Here is a 17,974-nt window from a genome sequence, read left to right on the forward strand (position 1 = left end):
CGCCCAAGGGTCGCAACCGCGGCCCGGACCGTTTCCGGCAGTCCCTGCCGGCAATACAAGAAAAGGAGCCACCAATGGCTAGCAACGAAGAGATCCTGGCCGGCTTGGCTGAAATCGTCAACGAGGAAACCGGCCTGGCCCCGGAGGCCGTCGAGCTGGACAAGTCCTTCACCGAGGACCTGGACATCGACTCCATCTCCATGATGACCATCGTGGTCAACGCCGAGGAAAAGTTCGGCGTCCGCATCCCGGACGAAGAGGTCAAGAACCTCAAGACTGTTGGCGACGCCGTCAGCTTCATCGCCGGAGCACAGGCCTAGCCAAGGGCTTTCGCCGTCCTACGGCTTGGCGGGGCTGCCGGTCCGGACTGACCGGACCGGCAGCCCGCCGCATTTATCCGGCACAGTACCCCCCGACCGGGACTGGCCGATCATCAAAACTGTGCGGGACCCTGCGGCAGCCGCAGGCGGATACCCCCACCGACGAAAGAGTGATCCCATGACACGCAAAGTAGTCATTACCGGTCTGGGCGCCACTACGCCCATCGGCGGCGATGTGCCCACAATGTGGAGCAACGCCCTCAAGGGGGTCTCCGGTGCCCGCACCCTGGAGGACGACTGGGTAGCCAAGTACGAACTCCCTGTCCACTTCGCCGCACGGTGCAGCACGCCGGCCCTTGATGTCCTCAGCCGCGTCGAGGCCAAGCGGATGGACCCGTCCACCCAGTTCGGCGTCATCGCTGCCCGGGAAGCCTGGGCCGATTCGGGCATCACGGAATTCGACCAGGACCGGCTGGCTGTTGCCTTTGCCACCGGCATCGGTGGCGTCTGGACGCTGCTGGACGCCTGGGACACCCTGAAGGAAAAGGGCCCGCGCCGCGTCCTGCCCATGACGGTGCCCATGCTCATGCCCAATGGTGTTGCCGCGGCCGTGAGCCTGGACCTCGGTGCCCGCGCCGGCGCCCACACCCCCGTCTCCGCCTGCGCCTCCGGCACGGAGGCCATGCACCTTGGCCTGGAGCTCATCCGCTCGGGCAAGGCCGACGTCGTCATGTGCGGCGGCGCCGAGGCAGCCATCCACCCCATGCCGCTGGCAGCATTTGCCTCGATGCAGGCGCTGTCCCGCCGGAACGATGATCCCCAGGGCGCCTCACGCCCGTACGACACCGGCCGTGACGGCTTCGTCATGGGCGAAGGTGCCGGCGCCCTGGTCCTCGAGGCCGAGGAACACGCCCTGGCCCGCGGAGCCCGCATCTATGCCGAGCTCGCCGGTACGTCCGTCACCGCTGACGCCTACCACATCACTGCCCCGGATCCCCAGGGGCTTGGCGCCACCCGCGCTCTGAAGGCGGCCATGTTCGACGGCCGGATCCAGGCTGAGGACGTGGTTCACGTCAACGCCCACGCCACCTCCACCCCTGTCGGCGACAAGCCCGAGTACACGGCCCTGCGTGCGGCCCTGGGCAGCCACGTGGACGACGTGGCGGTCTCTGCCACCAAGTCGCAGATGGGCCACCTCCTGGGCGCTTCGGGGGCGGTTGAGGCTGTCCTCACCGTACTGGCCGTCCATGACCGCAAGGCGCCGGTGACCATCAACCTCGAAAACCAGGATCCGGAGATCCCGCTCGACGTGGTCACCTCCGCCCGCGACCTCCCTGCAGGGAACATCGTGGCACTGAGCAACTCCTTTGGCTTCGGCGGACACAACGCCGTCGTGGCCATCCGCAGCATCTAGCCGCGGCCCGGGAAAGTCGGCCCGGATGGCAAAAGGAGGCCCCGCCGCTTGGCGGGGCCTCCTTTGCGCTATGGAGGTGTTGTGGTGTCGTCGCGGTAAAAGTGGACGACGGCGGTCAGCCCACCTGGTGCAGCCAGCGGACGGGAGCGCCTTCGGCAGCGTGGCGGAACGGTTCAAGTTCTTCGTCCCACGCCTCGCCGAGGGCGAGGGACAGCTCGTGGTAGACGGCGGCGGGGTCGCCGGCTCCGGACTCGTAGGCGTACCGGATGCGGTCCTCGGACACCATGATGTTGCCGTGGACGTCTGTGACGGCATGGAAGATCCCCAGTTCGGGGGTGTGCGACCACCGGCCACCATCCACGCCCTGGCTGGGCTCCTCCGTCACCTCATAGCGGAGATGCGCCCAACCGCGCAGGCAGGACGCCAGTTTCGATCCCGTTCCGGGGGTTCCGGTCCAGGACAGTTCGGCCCGGAACATTCCGGGCGCAGCAGGCTGCGGGGTCCACTCAAGGTCCGTCCGCTTGTCCACCACGGCGCCGACTGCCCACTCAACGTGGGGGCACAGCGCCGTAGGGGCCGAGTGAACGAACAGCACACCGCGGGTCATTGCAACAGACATTCCATCCTCCATAGCTCTAGGTACGTCTTCCCCAACGACCTCGGCCTGGATGGAACTGCTGCGCCCTGCACTGCGGCGGTGGTTCCCTGCCTGTATTCAGATGTATCAGATTAAGCTGTGTCCGGGCTTGCCGCGCGGTCCGAAGCCGTATGAGCTTCAAGCCGCACTTGAAAGTTGCCGGACGTGACTCTTATTGTGCCGTACGCCATGGAATTACGCCAGTGCGATTACCTCGGCGATCAGGCCCTGGGATGCGCCTGCTGGTAACTCTTCCGGAGCCGGTCAACCGAGACGTGTGTGTAGATCTGGGTGGTGGCCAGGCTGCTGTGGCCAAGAATCTCCTGCACTGCCCGGAGGTCCGCGCCGCCGTCGAGCAGATGAGTGGCCGCCGAGTGGCGCAGGGCGTGGGGCCCGGACGCGGAGGTATCACCGAGCGCCTCAAACAGGGCGTTGACCAGGGCGCGCACCTGCCGCTGGTCGACCCGTCCACCGCGGGCACCGAGGAAGAGGGCGGGCCCGCTGGTGTCCTTCACCAGTCCCGGGCGCCCGCGCCGGAGCCAGTCGTCCACGGCCACCGCGGCCGGGACTCCAAACGGAACCGTGCGTTCCTTGTTGCCCTTGCCGATAACCCGCAGCGTCCGGCGGTCCGGGTCAAGGTCGTCGACGTCCAGTCCGGCGAGTTCGCCTACCCGGATACCTGTGGCGTAAAGCAGCTCCACGATCGCACGGTTGCGTACAGCCAGCGGTTCGCCCTCCGCGGCCGCCCTTTCCAGGCCCTCCAGTATGCGCGCGAGCTGGGAGGCCTGCAGGACCCCCGGCAGGGACCCCTCGCGTTTGGGTGCCTTCAGCCGCAGGGCCGGGTCTGCGGTGATGAGTTCCTCCCGTACGGCCCAGGCGGTGAAGGCCCGTGCCGTGGCAGACCGGCGTGCCAGCGTCGCCCGCGAGGCGCCCGCCGAACTTTGGCTGCCAAGCCAGCGGCGGAACGTCCCCAGTTCAAGCTCCTTCAGCCCTGCCACGCCTTCCGATGCAGCATGGGCCAGGAGGCTGCGCAGGTCGCCCAGGTACGCACGCATGGTATGGGCGGACATCCCGCGCTCCCCTGACAGGTACCCGGCGAACGCGTCCAGTGCCTTGGCCAGTTCCCCGGGCAGTTCTTCATTGTCCACTCCTCTACTTTCCCAGTTGCCCGGCCGGTACCGCCGGTGGACACGGTCATGCCTTGCCGCGTTTCCAGCCGCCCCGCTCCGATACGGCGAGTCCCAGCAGCCCCAGCCTCCCAAGTCCTGCCCTTACGGAGTCCTGGCCAAGCCCGGCCACTGCTGAGAGCTTTTCCACGGACGCAGTGGAGCGAAGCGGAAGCGCGTCCAGCAGGATCAGGTCCTCCAGGGTCAGCCCGTCCTGCACTGCAGCGTCTGCGGTGGGCTGATCGGGAAGGGCAGCTCCACTCGGCGAGGCGAGTTCGGCCACTTCAGCCGCGTCGGTGACGCAGACGGCTCCCCCGTCCCGGAGGAGTCGGTGGCAACCGGCGGAGTTGGCACTGTGGACGGATCCGGGTACGGCCCCGACGGCTCGGCCCAGGGTCTCTGCGTGATGGGCGGTATTAAGCGCCCCAGACCGCCAGCGCGCCTCCACCACCACTGTCACCGCGGAGAGGGCAGCAATGAGGCGGTTCCTCTGGAGGAAGCGGTAGCGGGTAGGGGCCGACCCCGGTGGTACCTCGGCCAGCACCGCACCCTGGTTTGCCACGGCCCGCAGCAGGTCGTCATTACCGGATGGATAGAAGCGGTCCACTCCCCCGGCCATGACGGCGATGGTGGGGACGGCGGAGGAACTGCCGGCGAGGGCGGCTCTGTGGGCATGAGCGTCGATTCCGTAAGCTCCGCCGGAGACCACCGTGAAACCCCGCTGCGCCAGCGAGTACGCGATGTCCCCTGTCACGGACGCACCATAGCTGGTGCTGTCCCGCGATCCCACGAGGGCGATGGATTTGTCCGCACCCGGCAGCGGTTGTTCCTGCCCGCGCCACCAAAGGCAGATGGGCTCCTGGATTCCCAAGTCGGCAAGTTGGGCCGGCCACAGCTCATCACCGGGAATGATGAGGCGTCCGCCGAGCCGGGCCATGGTGGCCAGGTCGCGTTCGGGCGCAAGGTCGGGCAGCCGTGGCCGCCAACGCTTCAACGCGGCTGCCAGTCCGGCCCAACTGCCGGCAGCCCCGCTGTCAGCCAGCAGCGATGTCATCCCGCGCTCCAGGTCGGGCCCGGGTGCCACCTCACCGGCAGCGATGCGCAGCGCGTCCGTTGCCCCTGCCATCTGGACAAGGGCCAGGCCCGCGGTGTCCTGGGGCTCCATGAGCCGTGACAGGGCGGCCCGGGCCAGCCGTTCGGCATCCCTGGGTGTCATGCCGCGGCCGCCGAAGCCTGCCGCAGGCCCAGGGCTTGTCCGATGTCGTTCGGGTCCGGCGTATCGCGGTGCCCCAGGTCCGCCAGCGTCCACGCGAGCCGAAGGACACGGTCATACCCGCGGGCGGTAAGTACCCCCCGCTCCAGGGACTGGTCAAGGATCCGGGTCGCGGCCGCGGGGAGACGCAGTTCACCGCGGAGGATGCGCCCCGGCACCTGGGAATTGGTCTCCAGGCCGAAGCACCGTAACCGTTCCGCCTGCCGGGCACGCGCGTCCAGGACCCGGCCTGCCACTGATGCAGTGCCCTCTTCCGCGCCCGCTTGGCCAAACTCGGCCAGGGATACGCGCTCCACCTGCAGTTGGATGTCCACCCGGTCCAGCAGGGGCCCGGACATCCTGGCCAGATAGCGGCGGCGCATCACGGGTGTGCAGGTGCAGTCCAGCCCCTTGCCCGATGCCTTGCCGCAGGGGCAGGGGTTGGCGGCGAGCACCAGCTGGAAACGGGCCGGATAGGCGGCTGTTCCGGCTGACCGGTGGATAACCAGCTCCCCGCTCTCCAGCGGCTGCCGCAGCGCGTCCAGGACACGCCGCTCGTACTCCGGTGCCTCATCCAGGAAAAGCACGCCCCGGTGGGCACGTGATGCTGCCCCCGGCCGGGGCAGGCCGGTCCCGCCGCCGATGATGGCGGCAGCGGTGGCTGAGTGGTGCGGGTTCTCGAACGGCGGCCGGCGCAGGAGCTGTACCGAGGATGCGGGCAGGCCGCACAGCGAGTGGATGGCCGTGACTTCCATGGACTCGTGGTCGCCAAGGTCCGGCAGGAGGCCCGGCAGCCGCTCCGCCAGCATGGTCTTGCCGGCTCCTGGCGGCCCGGTAAGGAGCAGATGATGGGCGCCCGCCGCCGCCACTTCCAGAGCCCTGCGGGCTTCGCCCTGCCCGGAGACGTCTGCCATGTCGGGACACGGGCCGGGAAGCGCCTGGCCGTCACCGGCGTCATCGGCCTCGTCCGGTTCGAAGTCCAGGGCAAGTTCCTGGGGGTCCGCCCCAAAGTCGAGGGCAAGCCGGGCAAGCGTGCGGTACCCGCGCACCTTGGCTCCGGGGACCAGGGAGGCCTCGGCGAGGTTGGCCTGGGCCACCACGATCTCCGGATACCCGGCCTGCACCGACGCCATGACCGCCGGCAGGATTCCCCGCACCGGCCGCAGCCTCCCGTCGAGCCCCAGCTCGGCGATAAAGACTGTGCGCCCCGTGGGCTTGATGTCGTTCGCTGCCCGGAGGACGGCCATGGTGACGGCGAGATCGAAGCCGGAGCCTCGTTTCGGCAGTGAGGCAGGAATGAGGTTTGCGGTGATCTTCCTTCGGCTGAGCGGGATCCCGGAGTTCTTCGCGGCTGAGCGGATGCGCTCCTTGGCTTCGTTGAGGGAAGCGTCCGGCAGCCCAAGAATGACGAAGGCCGGGAGCGTCTGGCCGATGTCAGCCTCGACTTCCACCATGTAGCCGTTGAGCCCCACGAGGGCGATGGAGTAGGTGCGCCCGAGGGACATTACCCCACCCCCTTGAGGTGTTCGACCACGGGTTCCCCGCCGCCGTCGTCCACGACGGCTATGACGTCCACGCGGCGCAGCGGCATCCGCAGTTCGCGGTCACGGCACCAGGCAGCAGCGAGGCGGTGCAGCCGGGCCAGCTTTTCCGGACCGACGGCTTCAAACGGATGGCCGTAGTCGAGCGAACGGCGGGTTTTGACTTCGGCGATCACCAGTGCATCGCCGTCGAGGGCGACGATATCAATCTCGCCCCCGGCGCACCGCCAGTTGCGCTCCACCACCAGCATGCCCAGCGCTTCAAGATAGCCCACGGCAAGGTCTTCGCCCCGCCGGCCCAACAGGTCTTTGGATTTCATGTGTACCTCCGCAACCAGCCTGGAGGCGAAGGGCCGCGGAAGACAGAAGGCCCCTGCCGTATGTGGACAGGGGCCGGTGTGGAGGGGAAGTCAGGGTCCCGCGGGACCCTAGCTGCCCAGGTCTACATCCTTGGGCAGGGCCAGTTCCTCGTTGCGGGGCAGTTCCTCCACGTTCACGTCCTTGAAGGTCAGGACCCTGACGCTTTTGACGAACCGTGCCGAGCGGTAGACATCCCATACCCAGGCGTCCTGGAGGGTCAGGTCGAAATAGACCTCACCATCGGCGCTGCGGGCCTGGAGGTCCACATGGTTGGCCAGGTAAAAGCGCCGTTCGGTCTCGACAACGTAGCTGAAGAGGCCGACCACGTCGCGGTATTCACGATAGAGCTGAAGCTCCATGTCGGTTTCATAGTTCTCAAGATCCTCAGCACTCATGCTTCCATCTTGCACCATGTCCGGCACGGGTGCCGCGGGTGGCGGGGGTCAGTCTTCGTACGGTTCGTCCCCGTCGGGCACCTCGGCGTCCTGCAGTTCCCCGCCAAGCAGCCGCCAGCTTACCCTGTGGTACGGTGTGGGCCCGGCGGCGCGTAGGACGTTCCGATGGGCTGCCGTGGCGTATCCCTTGTTGATGTCCCAGCCGTAATCGGGATATTCGGTGTGCAGTTCCCGCATCATCCGGTCCCGTTCCACCTTGGCAATAACACTTGCGGCCGCGACGCTGAGGCACTGCATGTCCGCCTTGACCTTGGTATGGACCGGGGCTTCACACGCGGCCTCCAGCACGGGCTGGTCGAACAGGGACAGCTGGCCTGCCGGGGAAAGCCAGTTGTGGCTTCCATCAAGCAGCACAGCCTCCGGGATGATGCCGGCGCTGATGATGCTGTTCCACGCGCGGGTTCCCGCCAGCCGAAGGGCAGCGATGATGCCGAGTGAATCTATCTCGCCGGCGGAAGCGTGTCCCACCGCCGATGCGATGCTCCACCGGCGCACCAGGGGATCCAGCCGTTCCCGTTCCGCAGGGCTTAGGAGTTTGCTGTCCCGCACGCCTGCAAGCGGCTTCTGGCGTTCCAGGTCAACGACGGCGATTCCCACGCTGACAGGACCGGCGAGGGCACCCCGGCCAACCTCATCCACCCCGGCAAGCAGGCGCACCCCCTGGGCCTTGAAGGTACGCTCGTGCCGCAGCGTGGGCGCCTTGGCTCCGCGTGCTGCCGGTTTTGAGCCGGGGCGCGCCTTCACTGCCGGGGTAGTCTGCACCGCTGGGGACGCCTGCACTGCTGAAGGCACGGTCAGTGGGCCGCCGGGACGCTGCGGAACACGTCCGGGTAGTTGTCCAGGGTCTTGATCCTGTTCAGCGGCCAGGCGATGACCGCGGCCTTGCCTTCGAGGTCCTTGAGATTGATGAATCCGCCGTCAGTCTCCATGTGCGCACGGGAATCGGCAGAGTGGTTCCGGTTGTCACCCATCACCCACACCTTGCCTTCCGGTACGGTGACGTCAAAGTTGCGGATCTGCGGGACTTCCGCGGGATTGATGTAGGTCTCGTCAATCGCGGTCCCGTTAATGGTCAGTTTACCGCCGGCGTCACAGCAGACAACGTGGTCGCCCGGGAGCCCGATGACACGCTTGACCAAGTGCTGTTCGGAGTTGTCGGGCAGGAGGCCGACGAACGTCAGGCCGTCCTGGACCCAGGTGAACGGTCCCTGTGCCTTGGCCGGGGCCGGCGGCAGCCAGCCCTTGGTGTCACGGAATACCACCACGTCGCCGCGGCTGAGCGCGAAGGGCTCCGGCACCAGGAGGTTCACGAAGATCCTGTCATCCACGTCGAGGGTGTTCACCATGGATTCCGAGGGAATGAAGAATGCCCGGAACAGGAAGGTCTTGATAAGGAAGGACAGCACCACGGCGATGACCACCACCGTGGCGATTTCCCTGAGCCAGCCGAGCACGGGATTGCCGCTGGACTTGGCGGCCGCTGCCTTCGACGCCGTCCTGTGCCGCCGATGGACGGGGGCGGCGGTTTCCGGGGTGTCGCCGGGTACGGGGGGAACTGGAACGGTGGGCGTTTCTGATGCGCCGTCATGGCGCGGTTCAGGTTTCCGCGCGTGATTCTCGGGCATTTACCGTCCGTTCTGTGTTGTCGGCCCCGCTGCGGGCGGCCGTGCTACTGGAGCAAATCTATCAAGCGGCCAAAGGATCTGGACCGGCCGGCCAATCACCCTGTCCAGCGGAACCAGTCCGCCGCCGGGAGCACCGAGCAGGCTGCGGGAGTCAGCGGACACCGAGCGGTGGTCCCCCATCAGCCAAAGCCTGCCCTCCGGAACCGCGGTGCTGAACTTCTGCGTGCTCGGCGCGTCGCCGGAAAAAATGTAGGGCTCATCCATGGGTGTGCCGTTGACGGTGACTTTGCCGCCGGCGTCACAGCAGGCCACCGTGTCGCCGGGAAGGCCGATGACCCGTTTGACGTAGGTTGTGTCGCTGCCGGTCAGGCCGAGCCACTGCATGGCGGCAGCGGCTGCGTCCGGCAGCGGACCCTTGCCGCTGTTCAACGGTGCAAAGCTGCCACGGCCATCGAAGACAACGACGTCCCCGTGCCGGATGGGTTCGGACTGGAAGTCCGTGCGTGACACCAGGATCCGGTCCCCGCCCTGCAGGAGCGGCTCCATGGAATCCGAGGGGATAAAGTAGACGTCAAGCCACAGGGACCGGACCACTCCGCTGATGGCCACCGCGAGGAGCAGGGCCAGTAAAACAAAACGCCAGCCCATTTTGCGGGGCTGGCGTTTTGTCTGGTGCATGGTCCGTATCCTGGCGCTGGTGCATTGCTCCGGCGCATGCCGGGTACGGCCGCGCTCCAGCCTGGCCGTAAGTCCGGGCAGAACTTACTTACTTGGCGGAGCTGAAGTCGCGCTTTTCCTTGATCTTCGCGGCCTTGCCACGCAGTGCACGCATGTAGTACAGCTTGGCGCGGCGGACGTCACCCTTGGTGACAACCTCGATCTTTTCGATGATCGGGGAGTGCACCGGGAAGGTACGCTCCACGCCGACACCGAAGGAGACCTTGCGAACGGTGAAGGTTTCGCGCACGCCGTCGCCCTGGCGGCCCAGGACGAAGCCCTGGAAGACCTGGACACGGGTGTTCTTGCCTTCGATGATGTTCACGTGCACCTTGAGGGTGTCGCCGGCGCGGAACTCGGGAACATCGTTGCGCAGCGAGGCTGCATCGACGGAATCGAGAATATGCATGATTGCACTCCTGGTGAACGCCACAGGTCATTCACTTTGGGTCACGGCGGGCAAGTCCGGCTGCCGGAAGGCAGGCCGGGTCTCACCGCCGAAGTAAAATAGTCCGGCCGCTTCAAGGGTTGACGGGGCCGGTTGTCCGGCTGTTGGCCGCGCTACCCCCTGTGGCAGGTGCGGACCCAGCAGACACAAGGGTTAATTTTGCCACAGCGGCAGGGTTACGCCAATTCGCCCGGCACTAATCCTGCGGCGCGGCTGCCGCTTCCGGCCGGCGGACCAGCCTGCCATCCACGATGTCATACCCCAGGTTGTGCAATTCGGTGCGGTCGGCACGCGGGAGGCTGCCGGCGTCGAACCCTTCCAGGAGGTCCGGACGCCGCGCCGCTGTGCGGCGGTACTGCTCGTGGCGCCGCCATTGGGCGATCCTGCCGTGGTTGCCGCTCAGGAGCACCGGCGGCACCTCGCGGTCACGCCACATGGAAGGCTTGGTGTAGACCGGATATTCCAGGAGTCCGTCCGAGTGGGATTCCTCCACCAGGGATTCGGGATTGCCCACTACACCGGGCAGCAGGCGGCCAATGGCTTCCACCATGGCCAGGACGGCCACTTCCCCGCCGTTCAGCACATAGTCGCCCAGGCTGACAGGCCGGACCGTGAAGTGTTCCTGCGCCCATTCGATGACCCGTTCATCGATGCCCTCATACCGCCCGCACGCAAACGCCAGGTGCTGTTCCTCGGCCAGTTCATAGGCGAGGGCCTGGGTGAACCGCTCGCCGGCCGGGGATGGGACGATGAGGACCGGCTTGCGCTGCGGATCCGGCCGCTCCTCCGCCACGGCGGCGAGTGCCTGGGCCCAGGGTTCGGGCTTCATGACCATTCCGGCGCCGCCGCCGTACGGGGTGTCGTCCACAGTGCGGTGCTTGTCCGTGGTGAAGCTGCGCAGGTCATGGACGTGCAGGTCCAGGATGCCGTCGTGGCGGGCCTTGCCAATCAGCGAGAGTTCAAGCGGGGCGAGGTATTCAGGGAAGATGCTGACGACGTCGATGCGCATCTAGTCCCTGCTTTCCGGTTCCGGGGCAGCGGCTTCGTCGGTGTTGAGTTCGAAGAGTCCGTCCGGCGGGGTGAGGAGGATGAAGCCTTCCTCGATATTCACCTCAGGCACGATCTGCTCCACGAACGGGATGAGGATTTCCTTGCCGTCCGGGGTGGTGACCATGAGAAGGTCCTGCACGGGCATGGTGTTCAGCGCAGTCACCTTGCCCACAACCTGCGCCCTTACCCGGGCCTCCAGGCCGACAAGCTCGTGCTCGTACCAGCCCTCGTCATCATCCCCGTCCAGTTCTTCGGTTTCGATGAACAGCTTGGCGCCGCGGAGGGTTTCAGCCTGGTTGCGGTCCGCCACCTCCTCAAAACCGAGCAGCAGGATGTCCTTGTTCCAGCGCGCACTCCGCACGGTCAGCCGTCCTGCCGCGGCGTCCTCAACGACGAATTCCGTTCCCGGGACAAAGCGGTCCTCCGGAGCGTCCGTCAGCACCTGGACGGTGACTTCCCCGCGAATGCCGTGCGGCTTGCCGATCCGTGCCACCTGAAGCTGCATCTGTTCCTCTGTTCCGGGTTGTGGTGGTTCCGGTGGAAGCACCATGTTGGTCAAAGCACTCCGGCCCCTCCACCTGGCGGTGAAGGGGCCGGAGCAAAAACTGAATGTTGCCGAGCGCTCAGCGGCGGCGGTCGGTATCGACGACGTCGACCCTCACCGGTTCGCCACCGGCCAGTGCTGCCACCACGGTGCGCAATGCGCGGGCGGTGCGGCCCTGGCGGCCAATCACCCGTCCAAGGTCGTCCTGGTGAACGCGCACCTCGAGGGTGTCCCCGCGGCGGTTGCTCTTCGAACTGACCTTGACGTCATCCGGGGAATCGACGATTCCGCGGACCAGGTGTTCCAGCGCTTCTGCCAGCAATCTACTCAGCCTCGGTGGTCTCAGCTTCGGCGTCGGCCGGGGCCTCGGCAGCGTCAGACTTGGATGCCTTCTTGGTGATGGCTTCCGGGATGATGACCGAGCCCTTCTCCGGGGCAACAAAGGCTTCCTTCGCGACCTTGGTCTTGAGGGTGCCTTCCTGGCCCGGCAGGCCCTTGAACTTCTGCCAGTCACCGGTGATCTTCAGGATCGCGGCGACCTGCTCGGACGGCTGGGCGCCGACGGAGAGCCAGTACTGCGCACGCTCGGAGTTGACCTCGATGAACGAGGGCTCTTCGGTGGGGTGGTACTTGCCGATCTCCTCGATGGCGCGGCCGTCACGCTTGGTGCGTGAGTCCGCAACGACGATGCGGTAGTACGGGGCGCGCATCTTGCCGAAGCGCTTAAGGCGAATCTTTACGGCCACTTTTGTGGTCACTCCTGTTTCAGAAAAGGGGTGAACCCGGCTTTCTGCACCCGTGGGGCGGGCCGTACTTGCGGGTTCGAAGGACAGGATCCGGACGTGGAGAGAGGGGCCACGCAGATCGAGTACCTGTTTATTGTGCCAGATGAACGGCGTTATTTCGACTTGGGCCACCGCGCCGGCGCCGCGGCCGGCCCTTGTGGAGGCGGAGGACGGCCGAAACCGGCATCACGGGGTCAGGCCGACCAGACGTACAGTCCCGTCCGCTCGGAATCGTCGATCGAGGCGGCCAACTCCGCCACCTGCTGAAGGTAGCTCCGGGCCTGGCCGGCGTCGAACGGCATATCCTCCTGGCCGGCCCACTGTTCGGCGACGTCGTCAAGGACATTGCCTTCGCCTTCGGTTTCATAGGAGAGCAGGTCGGCCAGCGCACGGACCATGGCCGGCGGCACGGCAAGGAGCGAATCGCTGGCGACGTCCACCATGGTCAGCTCATAGTCGGCCCCGCCGGCGTGCACGGCAGTCCCGGCAAGATCGCCCAGCTGTTCGACTTCGAAGTCGCTGATGCCCTGGATCCGCACCGCCTGGCCCCCGGGCCCGCTGTCCGCCGCGGAGCCGCTTCCCTGGTCAAGGATGCCGGCGCGTTTCAGCGCGGCGTCATGGGTGGCGACGAAGATCTCAGTGAAGCCCATGGCGGGTGCCCTTCTTCCGTTGGCGGAGCTGCGTGCCGGGAGTTGCAGCCCGGCCGTACGGAATCAGCCTAGTTGCTGCGCGCCCGCCGGCAAACGCGCCGGGCCGGAGCCCGCGAGCCCCAACACTGGCCCGTCAGCACTGGCGCACGGCCCGTGCAGGAGCACCGGTCAGCGGACTGCCACCCGGAGCCGGTTGCGCCACGGGTCCTCGAACCGGAGCTCCGCGCCGGTGTGGTGGGCGGGCACCCCGGCGACCCTCAGGCGGTCAGCCAGCGCCCCGACGTCGTCACCCGAGGGAACCTCGATGAGCACCTCGCCCAACCCAAGGGTGTCCTTGCGGGGGCCGGCGCCGCGACTGTTCCAGACGTTCATGGCCATGTGGTGGTGGTAGCGGCCCGCGGAAACGAACAGGGCCTGCCCATGCCAGCCCGCCGTCTTCTCGAAGCCCAGGGTACCCACGTAGAAGTCCCTGGCGGTCTGGACGTCGCCAACCTGGAGGTGGACGTGCCCCACGCCTGCGGACGTCCGCCGCTGGCCTTCGAGGGATTCCTCAGTGAGGTGCTGCTCCAGGTAGCGCTGCGGCGGAAGCGCCAGGCTGTCCATCACCACGTCCGTCCCGTTCCAGGACCAGTTGCTGCGCGGCCGGTCCCAGTACAGCTCGATGCCGTTGCCCTCGGGGTCGGTGAAGTAGAAGGCCTCACTCACCAGGTGGTCGGCGCTGCCGGTGAAGGACCGGGGTTCGTACTGGGCTGCCGTGGCGATGGTGGCCGCCAGGGAAGCCTGGTCCTCGAACAATAGGGCGGTGTGGAACAGGCCGGCCTCTCCCCTGCCGGGAAGGTGCAGCCCGGGGGCCGGCGCCAGGTGGACCAGCGGCCTGCCGAGCCTGCCCAGGTAGAGCCCGCCGTCCTGCTCCGCCACCGCCTCCAGGCCCAGTGCGCGCTGGTAGTAGTCGGTCATGACCTTCATGTCGCCCACCTTGAGCATTACCGTGCCCATGGCGAGGTCGGCAGGAAGAAGATCCTGGCTGCTGGCTGCGTCGGTCATTTGAAGGCTCCTTGTGTTGGAGGCCGTCACTTCGGCGGCCTGTCACATATTAAAATTACTTGAAGCTTCAATTTATTCCAAGTAGCGGAACCAAATAACTCAACGGATGATGCGGCCGCCCAGCACCACGTGCTCCAGCGCCGTGATCGTGTCCGGGGTGGTCCGGGGGTCGTCCCGGCACACCACGACGTCGGCCCGCGCGCCTTCCTCCAGGTTGTCAGCGCCCAGCCACGCACGCGCTGCCCAGCAGGCGGCATCCAGGGCCGCATGCATGGGCAGGCCGGCCCCGTGCAGGGCGAGGATCTCATCTGCGATCCTGCCGTGCCGGATCACGCTGCCTGCGTCCGTGCCGGCAAAGATCCGGACGCCGGCGGCATGGGCCTCCGCCACCCGTTCCAGCCTGCGTTCCCACAGGGCACGCATGTGGGCGGCGTAGCGCGGAAACTTTGCGTCCGCCTGCTCCGCGATATCAGGAAAGGTGGCGATGTTGATGAGGGTGGGCACGATCGGTACGCCCTGCTCCACGAACCGGGGCAGGTGGCGCGGCAGCAGCCCCGGGGCGTGCTCAATGCAGTCAATGCCGGCGTCCAGCATTTGGTCCAGGGTGTCTTCGGCGAAGCAATGTGCCGTGACCCGGGCACCTTCATCATGGGCAGCCTGCACAGCGTCACGCACGACGGCGGCAGGAAAGGAGGGCGCAAGGTCGCCGGCGCTCCGGTCGATCCAGTCGCCCACCAGTTTGACCCAGCCGTCGCCGTCGCGCGCTTGCTTCCGCACGGCCTCCACGAGCCCGTCGGGTTCGACCTCCGCCGCGAAGCCGCGCAGGTAGCGGCGTGTGCGGGCCACATGCCGTCCTGCACGGATCAGTACCGGGAAGTCCCGGCCGCCCTGCATCCAGCGGGTATCGGCAGGTGAGCCGGCGTCGCGGACCAGCAGGGTTCCGGCGTTGAGGTCAGCCAGCGCCTGCTCCCGGGCAATGGCGGGTTCCACCGGGCCGTCGGGACCCAGGCCGATGTGGCAGTGGGCGTCGACGAACCCCGGCAGCACCCAGCCGTCGAGTTCCCGCGCCGGAGGGGCAGCGGGCCGGCTGAACGTGAGCTTGCCGTCCACCGACCAGAGTCCATGGCGTACCCGGTCCGGTGCGGCCAGGACGGGTCCGCGAAAGTAGATGATGTCTGCCATCGGGCTTCCTTTCGATGCCCGGTCAGGCTAGCACCCGCAAATGTGACACCGCCCTTCCGGGGGCCTGTGGTAGCTTCTTCTCTGACCACACGGGAGCCCTTGCAGGGGCTGAGATCGGGCTGACGCAGCCTGCGACCGTTGAACCTGTCCGGGTAATGCCGGCGAAGGAAGTGAGTATTCCCTTGAGTACGCAAAACACCCAGTTGAACCCTGCCCACCTGCCGTCCACCGGGGGTTCCGGAGCCGGCTCCACGCCCCAGGTGAACCAGTCCGAAGTGACCCGGTCCCTGGCGTCGCATTCGCTGGCCTATATCGACGACGCCGGGTCCGGCATCCGGGTACCCGTCACGGAAATTGCCCTGGAGCCATCGCCCAACGGCCAGCCGAACGCACCGTTCCGGACCTACCGGACGGCGGGGCCGGGAAGCGACCCCGTCCGCGGCCTGGAGCCCTTCCGCGCGGAGTGGATCGTGGCGCGCGGAGACACCGAGGCCTACAGCGGCAGGGAACGCAACCTGCTCGACGACGGCCGCTCGGCCGTCCGCCGCGGCGCCGCCTCCGCGGAGTGGAAGGGCGCGCAGCCGGTGCCCCGCCGCGCCGTCGACGGCCGGACGGTGACCCAGATGCACTATGCCCGGCAGGGCGTCATCACGCAGGAGATGCGCTTCGTGGCGCTGCGCGAGAACTGCGATGTGGAACTGGTCCGGAGCGAACTGGCCGCCGGCCGCGCCATCATTCCGAACAACATCAACCATCCGGAGTCCGAACCGATGATCATCGGCAAGGCCTTCCTGGTGAAGATCAACGCCAACATCGGAAACTCGGCCGTGACGAGTTCCATCGCGGAGGAGGTGGACAAGCTCCAGTGGGCCACGCAATGGGGTGCCGACACCGTTATGGACCTGTCCACCGGCGACGACATCCACACCACGCGGGAATGGATCATCCGCAACTCCCCCGTCCCGATCGGCACCGTGCCGATCTACCAGGCCCTGGAGAAAGTCAACGGCGAGGCCAACGCGCTGACCTGGGAAATCTTCCGGGACACCGTCATTGAACAATGCGAGCAGGGCGTGGACTACATGACCATCCACGCCGGCGTGCTGCTTCGCTATGTCCCGCTGACCGCCAACCGGGTGACGGGCATTGTGTCCCGCGGCGGCTCCATCATGGCCGGCTGGTGCCTGGCCCACCACCAGGAGAACTTCCTCTACACGCACTTCGATGAGCTGTGCGGGATCTTCGCGAAGTACGACGTTGCCTTCTCCCTGGGCGACGGTTTGCGCCCCGGTTCGACGGCGGACGCCAACGACGCCGCCCAGTTCGCGGAACTGGACACGCTCGCCGAGCTCACCCAGCGCGCGTGGGAGTACGACGTGCAGGTCATGGTGGAGGGGCCCGGCCACGTTCCCTTCCACCTGGTCCGGGAAAACGTCGAGCGGCAGCAGGAACTCTGCAAGGGGGCCCCGTTTTACACCCTGGGCCCGCTGGTGACAGATGTTGCTCCGGGCTATGACCACATCACCTCAGCGATTGGTGCCACTGAGATTGCCCGTTACGGCACCGCGATGCTGTGCTACGTCACCCCGAAGGAACACCTGGGCCTGCCCAACAAGGACGACGTGAAGACCGGCGTGATCACCTACAAGATCGCCGCGCACGCGGCGGACCTGGCCAAGGGGCACCCGGGGGCGCATGAACGGGACGACGCCTTGTCCAAGGCGCGGTTCGAATTCCGCTGGCGGGACCAGTTCGCACTGTCCCTGGACCCGGTGACGGCTGAGGCGTTCCACGACGAGACGCTGCCGGCTGAGCCTGCCAAGACGGCGCACTTCTGTTCGATGTGCGGGCCCAAGTTTTGCTCCATGCGGATCAGCCAGGACATCCGCGACGAATTTGGTTCCGCGGAGGCGCAGGCGGCACTGGCCGATGCTGCGGCCGGGATGCGCGGGAAGAGCGAGGAGTTCCTGGCAGCCGGCGGCAAGGTCTACCTGCCGGAACTGCGGGTGCCTGCTGACAGCTAGGACGCGCGGGCCGGCTGGCTCCGGCTGACCTGGCTGATGAACTGCCGGATGGCCCGGTCCCCGTCCGGGGAGTCATGGGGCCGGTGTCCTCCCGCGGCAACGCGGTGCAGGGCCCCGGTCTCCCGGAGGTACCCGGCGATTTCCTCGTAGAGCGGTTCCCACCCACCGGTCAGCACCAGCGTGGGCACCCCGGGAACAATGTGCAGCGGCGCCTCCCATGACGGGGCCTGGAGCCGCAGCCTGCGGGCGGACCTTTTTTCTTCCGTGGTGGCGGGCTGCTGGAGGTCGGTGGCGAAGACCCGCCGGACGAATTCGCGCTGGAAGTCTTCGTCGCTGAGCTGGTGGCGCACGTCGAAGAGGGGCTGCATGAGGCTGATGTGGGCGGCAGTGGCCGGGAGTTCCGCTGTCAGGGAGAGGCAGGCCGGTTCCACCAGCGTCAATGAGAAGACCAGGTCCGGACGTTCGACGGCGGCCATCATGGCCGCGATCGCCCCCTGGGAGTGCGCCACCACATGCCCGCCGGCGGCGCCGCGGCCGTCATCGGCAAGGGAGCGCAGGATGATGGCGGTGTCCTCCGCGAAGGACGACTCCAGTGGCTCCGCGAGGACGTCAAAGCCATGGCGGCGGAGGAACAGGGCGTCATAGGACAGTGCCATGCCGTGCTGGCGCGGCCACGCGGCGGCACCGAAGGTTCCGGCGCCGTGCACGAACACTACCCTCTGCTTGAACATGTCCCAACCCTATTCCACGGCACTGACAT

Annotated in this window: 21 protein-coding genes and 1 riboswitch; of the genes, 3 read left to right on the plus strand and 18 right to left on the minus strand. The window is 67.0% G+C overall.

Going from position 1 to position 17,974, the window contains the following annotated elements; genetic code table 11:
• The first annotated feature begins 74 nt into the window (after window positions 1-74).
• Together LDO86_RS11720 and LDO86_RS11725 are read left to right on the plus strand one after the other, a co-directional pair.
• On the plus strand, window positions 75-320 hold the full coding sequence (locus tag LDO86_RS11720; RefSeq protein WP_009359314.1) for an acyl carrier protein: 246 nt from the start codon (window positions 75-77) through the stop codon (window positions 318-320).
• Between the two features lie 178 nt (window positions 321-498).
• Window positions 499-1,734: a beta-ketoacyl-[acyl-carrier-protein] synthase II gene (locus tag LDO86_RS11725; RefSeq protein ID WP_018768273.1), complete on the plus strand. Its 1,236-nt coding sequence runs from the start codon at window positions 499-501 to the stop codon at window positions 1,732-1,734.
• A gap of 115 nt (window positions 1,735-1,849) precedes the next feature.
• Here LDO86_RS11725 and LDO86_RS11730 read toward each other — a convergent pair whose 3' ends face one another.
• The 17 genes from LDO86_RS11730 to LDO86_RS11810 form a co-directional block, all read right to left on the minus strand.
• A complete protein-coding gene (locus LDO86_RS11730; protein WP_026265612.1) occupies window positions 1,850-2,353 on the minus strand; it encodes a DUF3145 domain-containing protein in 504 nt (167 codons plus the stop codon).
• Between the two features lie 239 nt (window positions 2,354-2,592).
• Window positions 2,593-3,519, minus strand: coding sequence for a tyrosine recombinase XerC (locus LDO86_RS11735; protein WP_018768275.1), 927 nt, complete (start codon window positions 3,517-3,519; stop codon window positions 2,593-2,595).
• A gap of 46 nt (window positions 3,520-3,565) precedes the next feature.
• Window positions 3,566-4,753: a DNA-processing protein DprA gene (gene dprA / locus LDO86_RS11740; protein ID WP_018768276.1), complete on the minus strand. Its 1,188-nt coding sequence runs from the start codon at window positions 4,751-4,753 to the stop codon at window positions 3,566-3,568.
• Window positions 4,750-6,294 carry a YifB family Mg chelatase-like AAA ATPase gene (locus tag LDO86_RS11745; protein WP_018768277.1) on the minus strand — a complete coding sequence of 515 codons (1,545 nt, stop codon included), beginning with the start codon at window positions 6,292-6,294 and terminating at the stop codon, window positions 4,750-4,752. The genes dprA and LDO86_RS11745 overlap by 4 nt, the downstream gene beginning before the upstream one ends.
• Window positions 6,294-6,650, minus strand: a complete 357-nt coding sequence (locus LDO86_RS11750; RefSeq protein WP_018768278.1) for a YraN family protein — start codon at window positions 6,648-6,650, stop codon at window positions 6,294-6,296. Before LDO86_RS11750 ends, LDO86_RS11745 begins: the two co-directional genes overlap by 1 nt.
• 108 nt (window positions 6,651-6,758) lie before the next feature.
• A complete protein-coding gene (locus tag LDO86_RS11755) occupies window positions 6,759-7,085 on the minus strand; it encodes a DUF2469 domain-containing protein (protein WP_018768279.1) in 327 nt (108 codons plus the stop codon).
• 48 nt (window positions 7,086-7,133) lie between these two features.
• A complete protein-coding gene (locus tag LDO86_RS11760; RefSeq protein WP_018768280.1) occupies window positions 7,134-7,889 on the minus strand; it encodes a ribonuclease HII in 756 nt (251 codons plus the stop codon).
• A gap of 50 nt (window positions 7,890-7,939) precedes the next feature.
• A complete protein-coding gene (gene lepB / locus LDO86_RS11765; protein WP_018768281.1) occupies window positions 7,940-8,770 on the minus strand; it encodes a signal peptidase I in 831 nt (276 codons plus the stop codon).
• Window positions 8,771-9,448: a signal peptidase I gene (lepB, locus tag LDO86_RS11770; protein ID WP_018768282.1), complete on the minus strand. Its 678-nt coding sequence runs from the start codon at window positions 9,446-9,448 to the stop codon at window positions 8,771-8,773.
• A gap of 88 nt (window positions 9,449-9,536) precedes the next feature.
• On the minus strand, window positions 9,537-9,896 hold the full coding sequence (rplS, locus tag LDO86_RS11775) for a 50S ribosomal protein L19 (protein WP_018768283.1): 360 nt from the start codon (window positions 9,894-9,896) through the stop codon (window positions 9,537-9,539).
• Between the two features lie 235 nt (window positions 9,897-10,131).
• Complete coding sequence (gene trmD, locus LDO86_RS11780) at window positions 10,132-10,944, minus strand: tRNA (guanosine(37)-N1)-methyltransferase TrmD (protein ID WP_018768284.1); 813 nt, start codon at window positions 10,942-10,944, stop codon at window positions 10,132-10,134.
• Window positions 10,945-11,490 carry a ribosome maturation factor RimM gene (rimM, locus tag LDO86_RS11785; RefSeq protein WP_018768285.1) on the minus strand — a complete coding sequence of 182 codons (546 nt, stop codon included), beginning with the start codon at window positions 11,488-11,490 and terminating at the stop codon, window positions 10,945-10,947.
• 118 nt (window positions 11,491-11,608) lie between these two features.
• Window positions 11,609-11,851 (minus strand): RNA-binding protein, encoded by a 243-nt coding sequence (locus LDO86_RS11790; RefSeq protein ID WP_013601399.1) that lies wholly within the window; start codon window positions 11,849-11,851, stop codon window positions 11,609-11,611.
• Window position 11,852: 1 nt separating this feature from the next.
• Window positions 11,853-12,275, minus strand: a complete 423-nt coding sequence (rpsP, locus tag LDO86_RS11795; protein WP_018768286.1) for a 30S ribosomal protein S16 — start codon at window positions 12,273-12,275, stop codon at window positions 11,853-11,855.
• A gap of 233 nt (window positions 12,276-12,508) precedes the next feature.
• Window positions 12,509-12,964 (minus strand): hypothetical protein, encoded by a 456-nt coding sequence (locus tag LDO86_RS11800; protein WP_018768287.1) that lies wholly within the window; start codon window positions 12,962-12,964, stop codon window positions 12,509-12,511.
• Between the two features lie 168 nt (window positions 12,965-13,132).
• A complete protein-coding gene (locus LDO86_RS11805) occupies window positions 13,133-14,008 on the minus strand; it encodes a VOC family protein (RefSeq protein ID WP_018768288.1) in 876 nt (291 codons plus the stop codon).
• Between the two features lie 99 nt (window positions 14,009-14,107).
• A complete protein-coding gene (locus LDO86_RS11810) occupies window positions 14,108-15,190 on the minus strand; it encodes an amidohydrolase family protein (protein ID WP_018768289.1) in 1,083 nt (360 codons plus the stop codon).
• 79 nt (window positions 15,191-15,269) lie between these two features.
• Window positions 15,270-15,377, plus strand: a riboswitch (TPP riboswitch).
• Between LDO86_RS11810 and thiC the strand changes: the two genes are divergently transcribed.
• Window positions 15,373-17,214 (plus strand): phosphomethylpyrimidine synthase ThiC, encoded by a 1,842-nt coding sequence (thiC, locus tag LDO86_RS11815; RefSeq protein ID WP_043424745.1) that lies wholly within the window; start codon window positions 15,373-15,375, stop codon window positions 17,212-17,214. It overlaps the preceding riboswitch by 5 nt.
• Here the strand turns inward: thiC and LDO86_RS11820 are convergent.
• On the minus strand, window positions 17,211-17,945 hold the full coding sequence (locus tag LDO86_RS11820) for an alpha/beta hydrolase (protein WP_018768291.1): 735 nt from the start codon (window positions 17,943-17,945) through the stop codon (window positions 17,211-17,213). The two genes, thiC and LDO86_RS11820, sit on opposite strands and share 4 nt — an antisense overlap.
• Window positions 17,946-17,974: the final 29 nt, after the last annotated feature.

The organism is Arthrobacter sp. StoSoilB19 (genome assembly GCF_019977275.1).
Classification (GTDB): Bacteria; Actinomycetota; Actinomycetes; order Actinomycetales; family Micrococcaceae; genus Arthrobacter.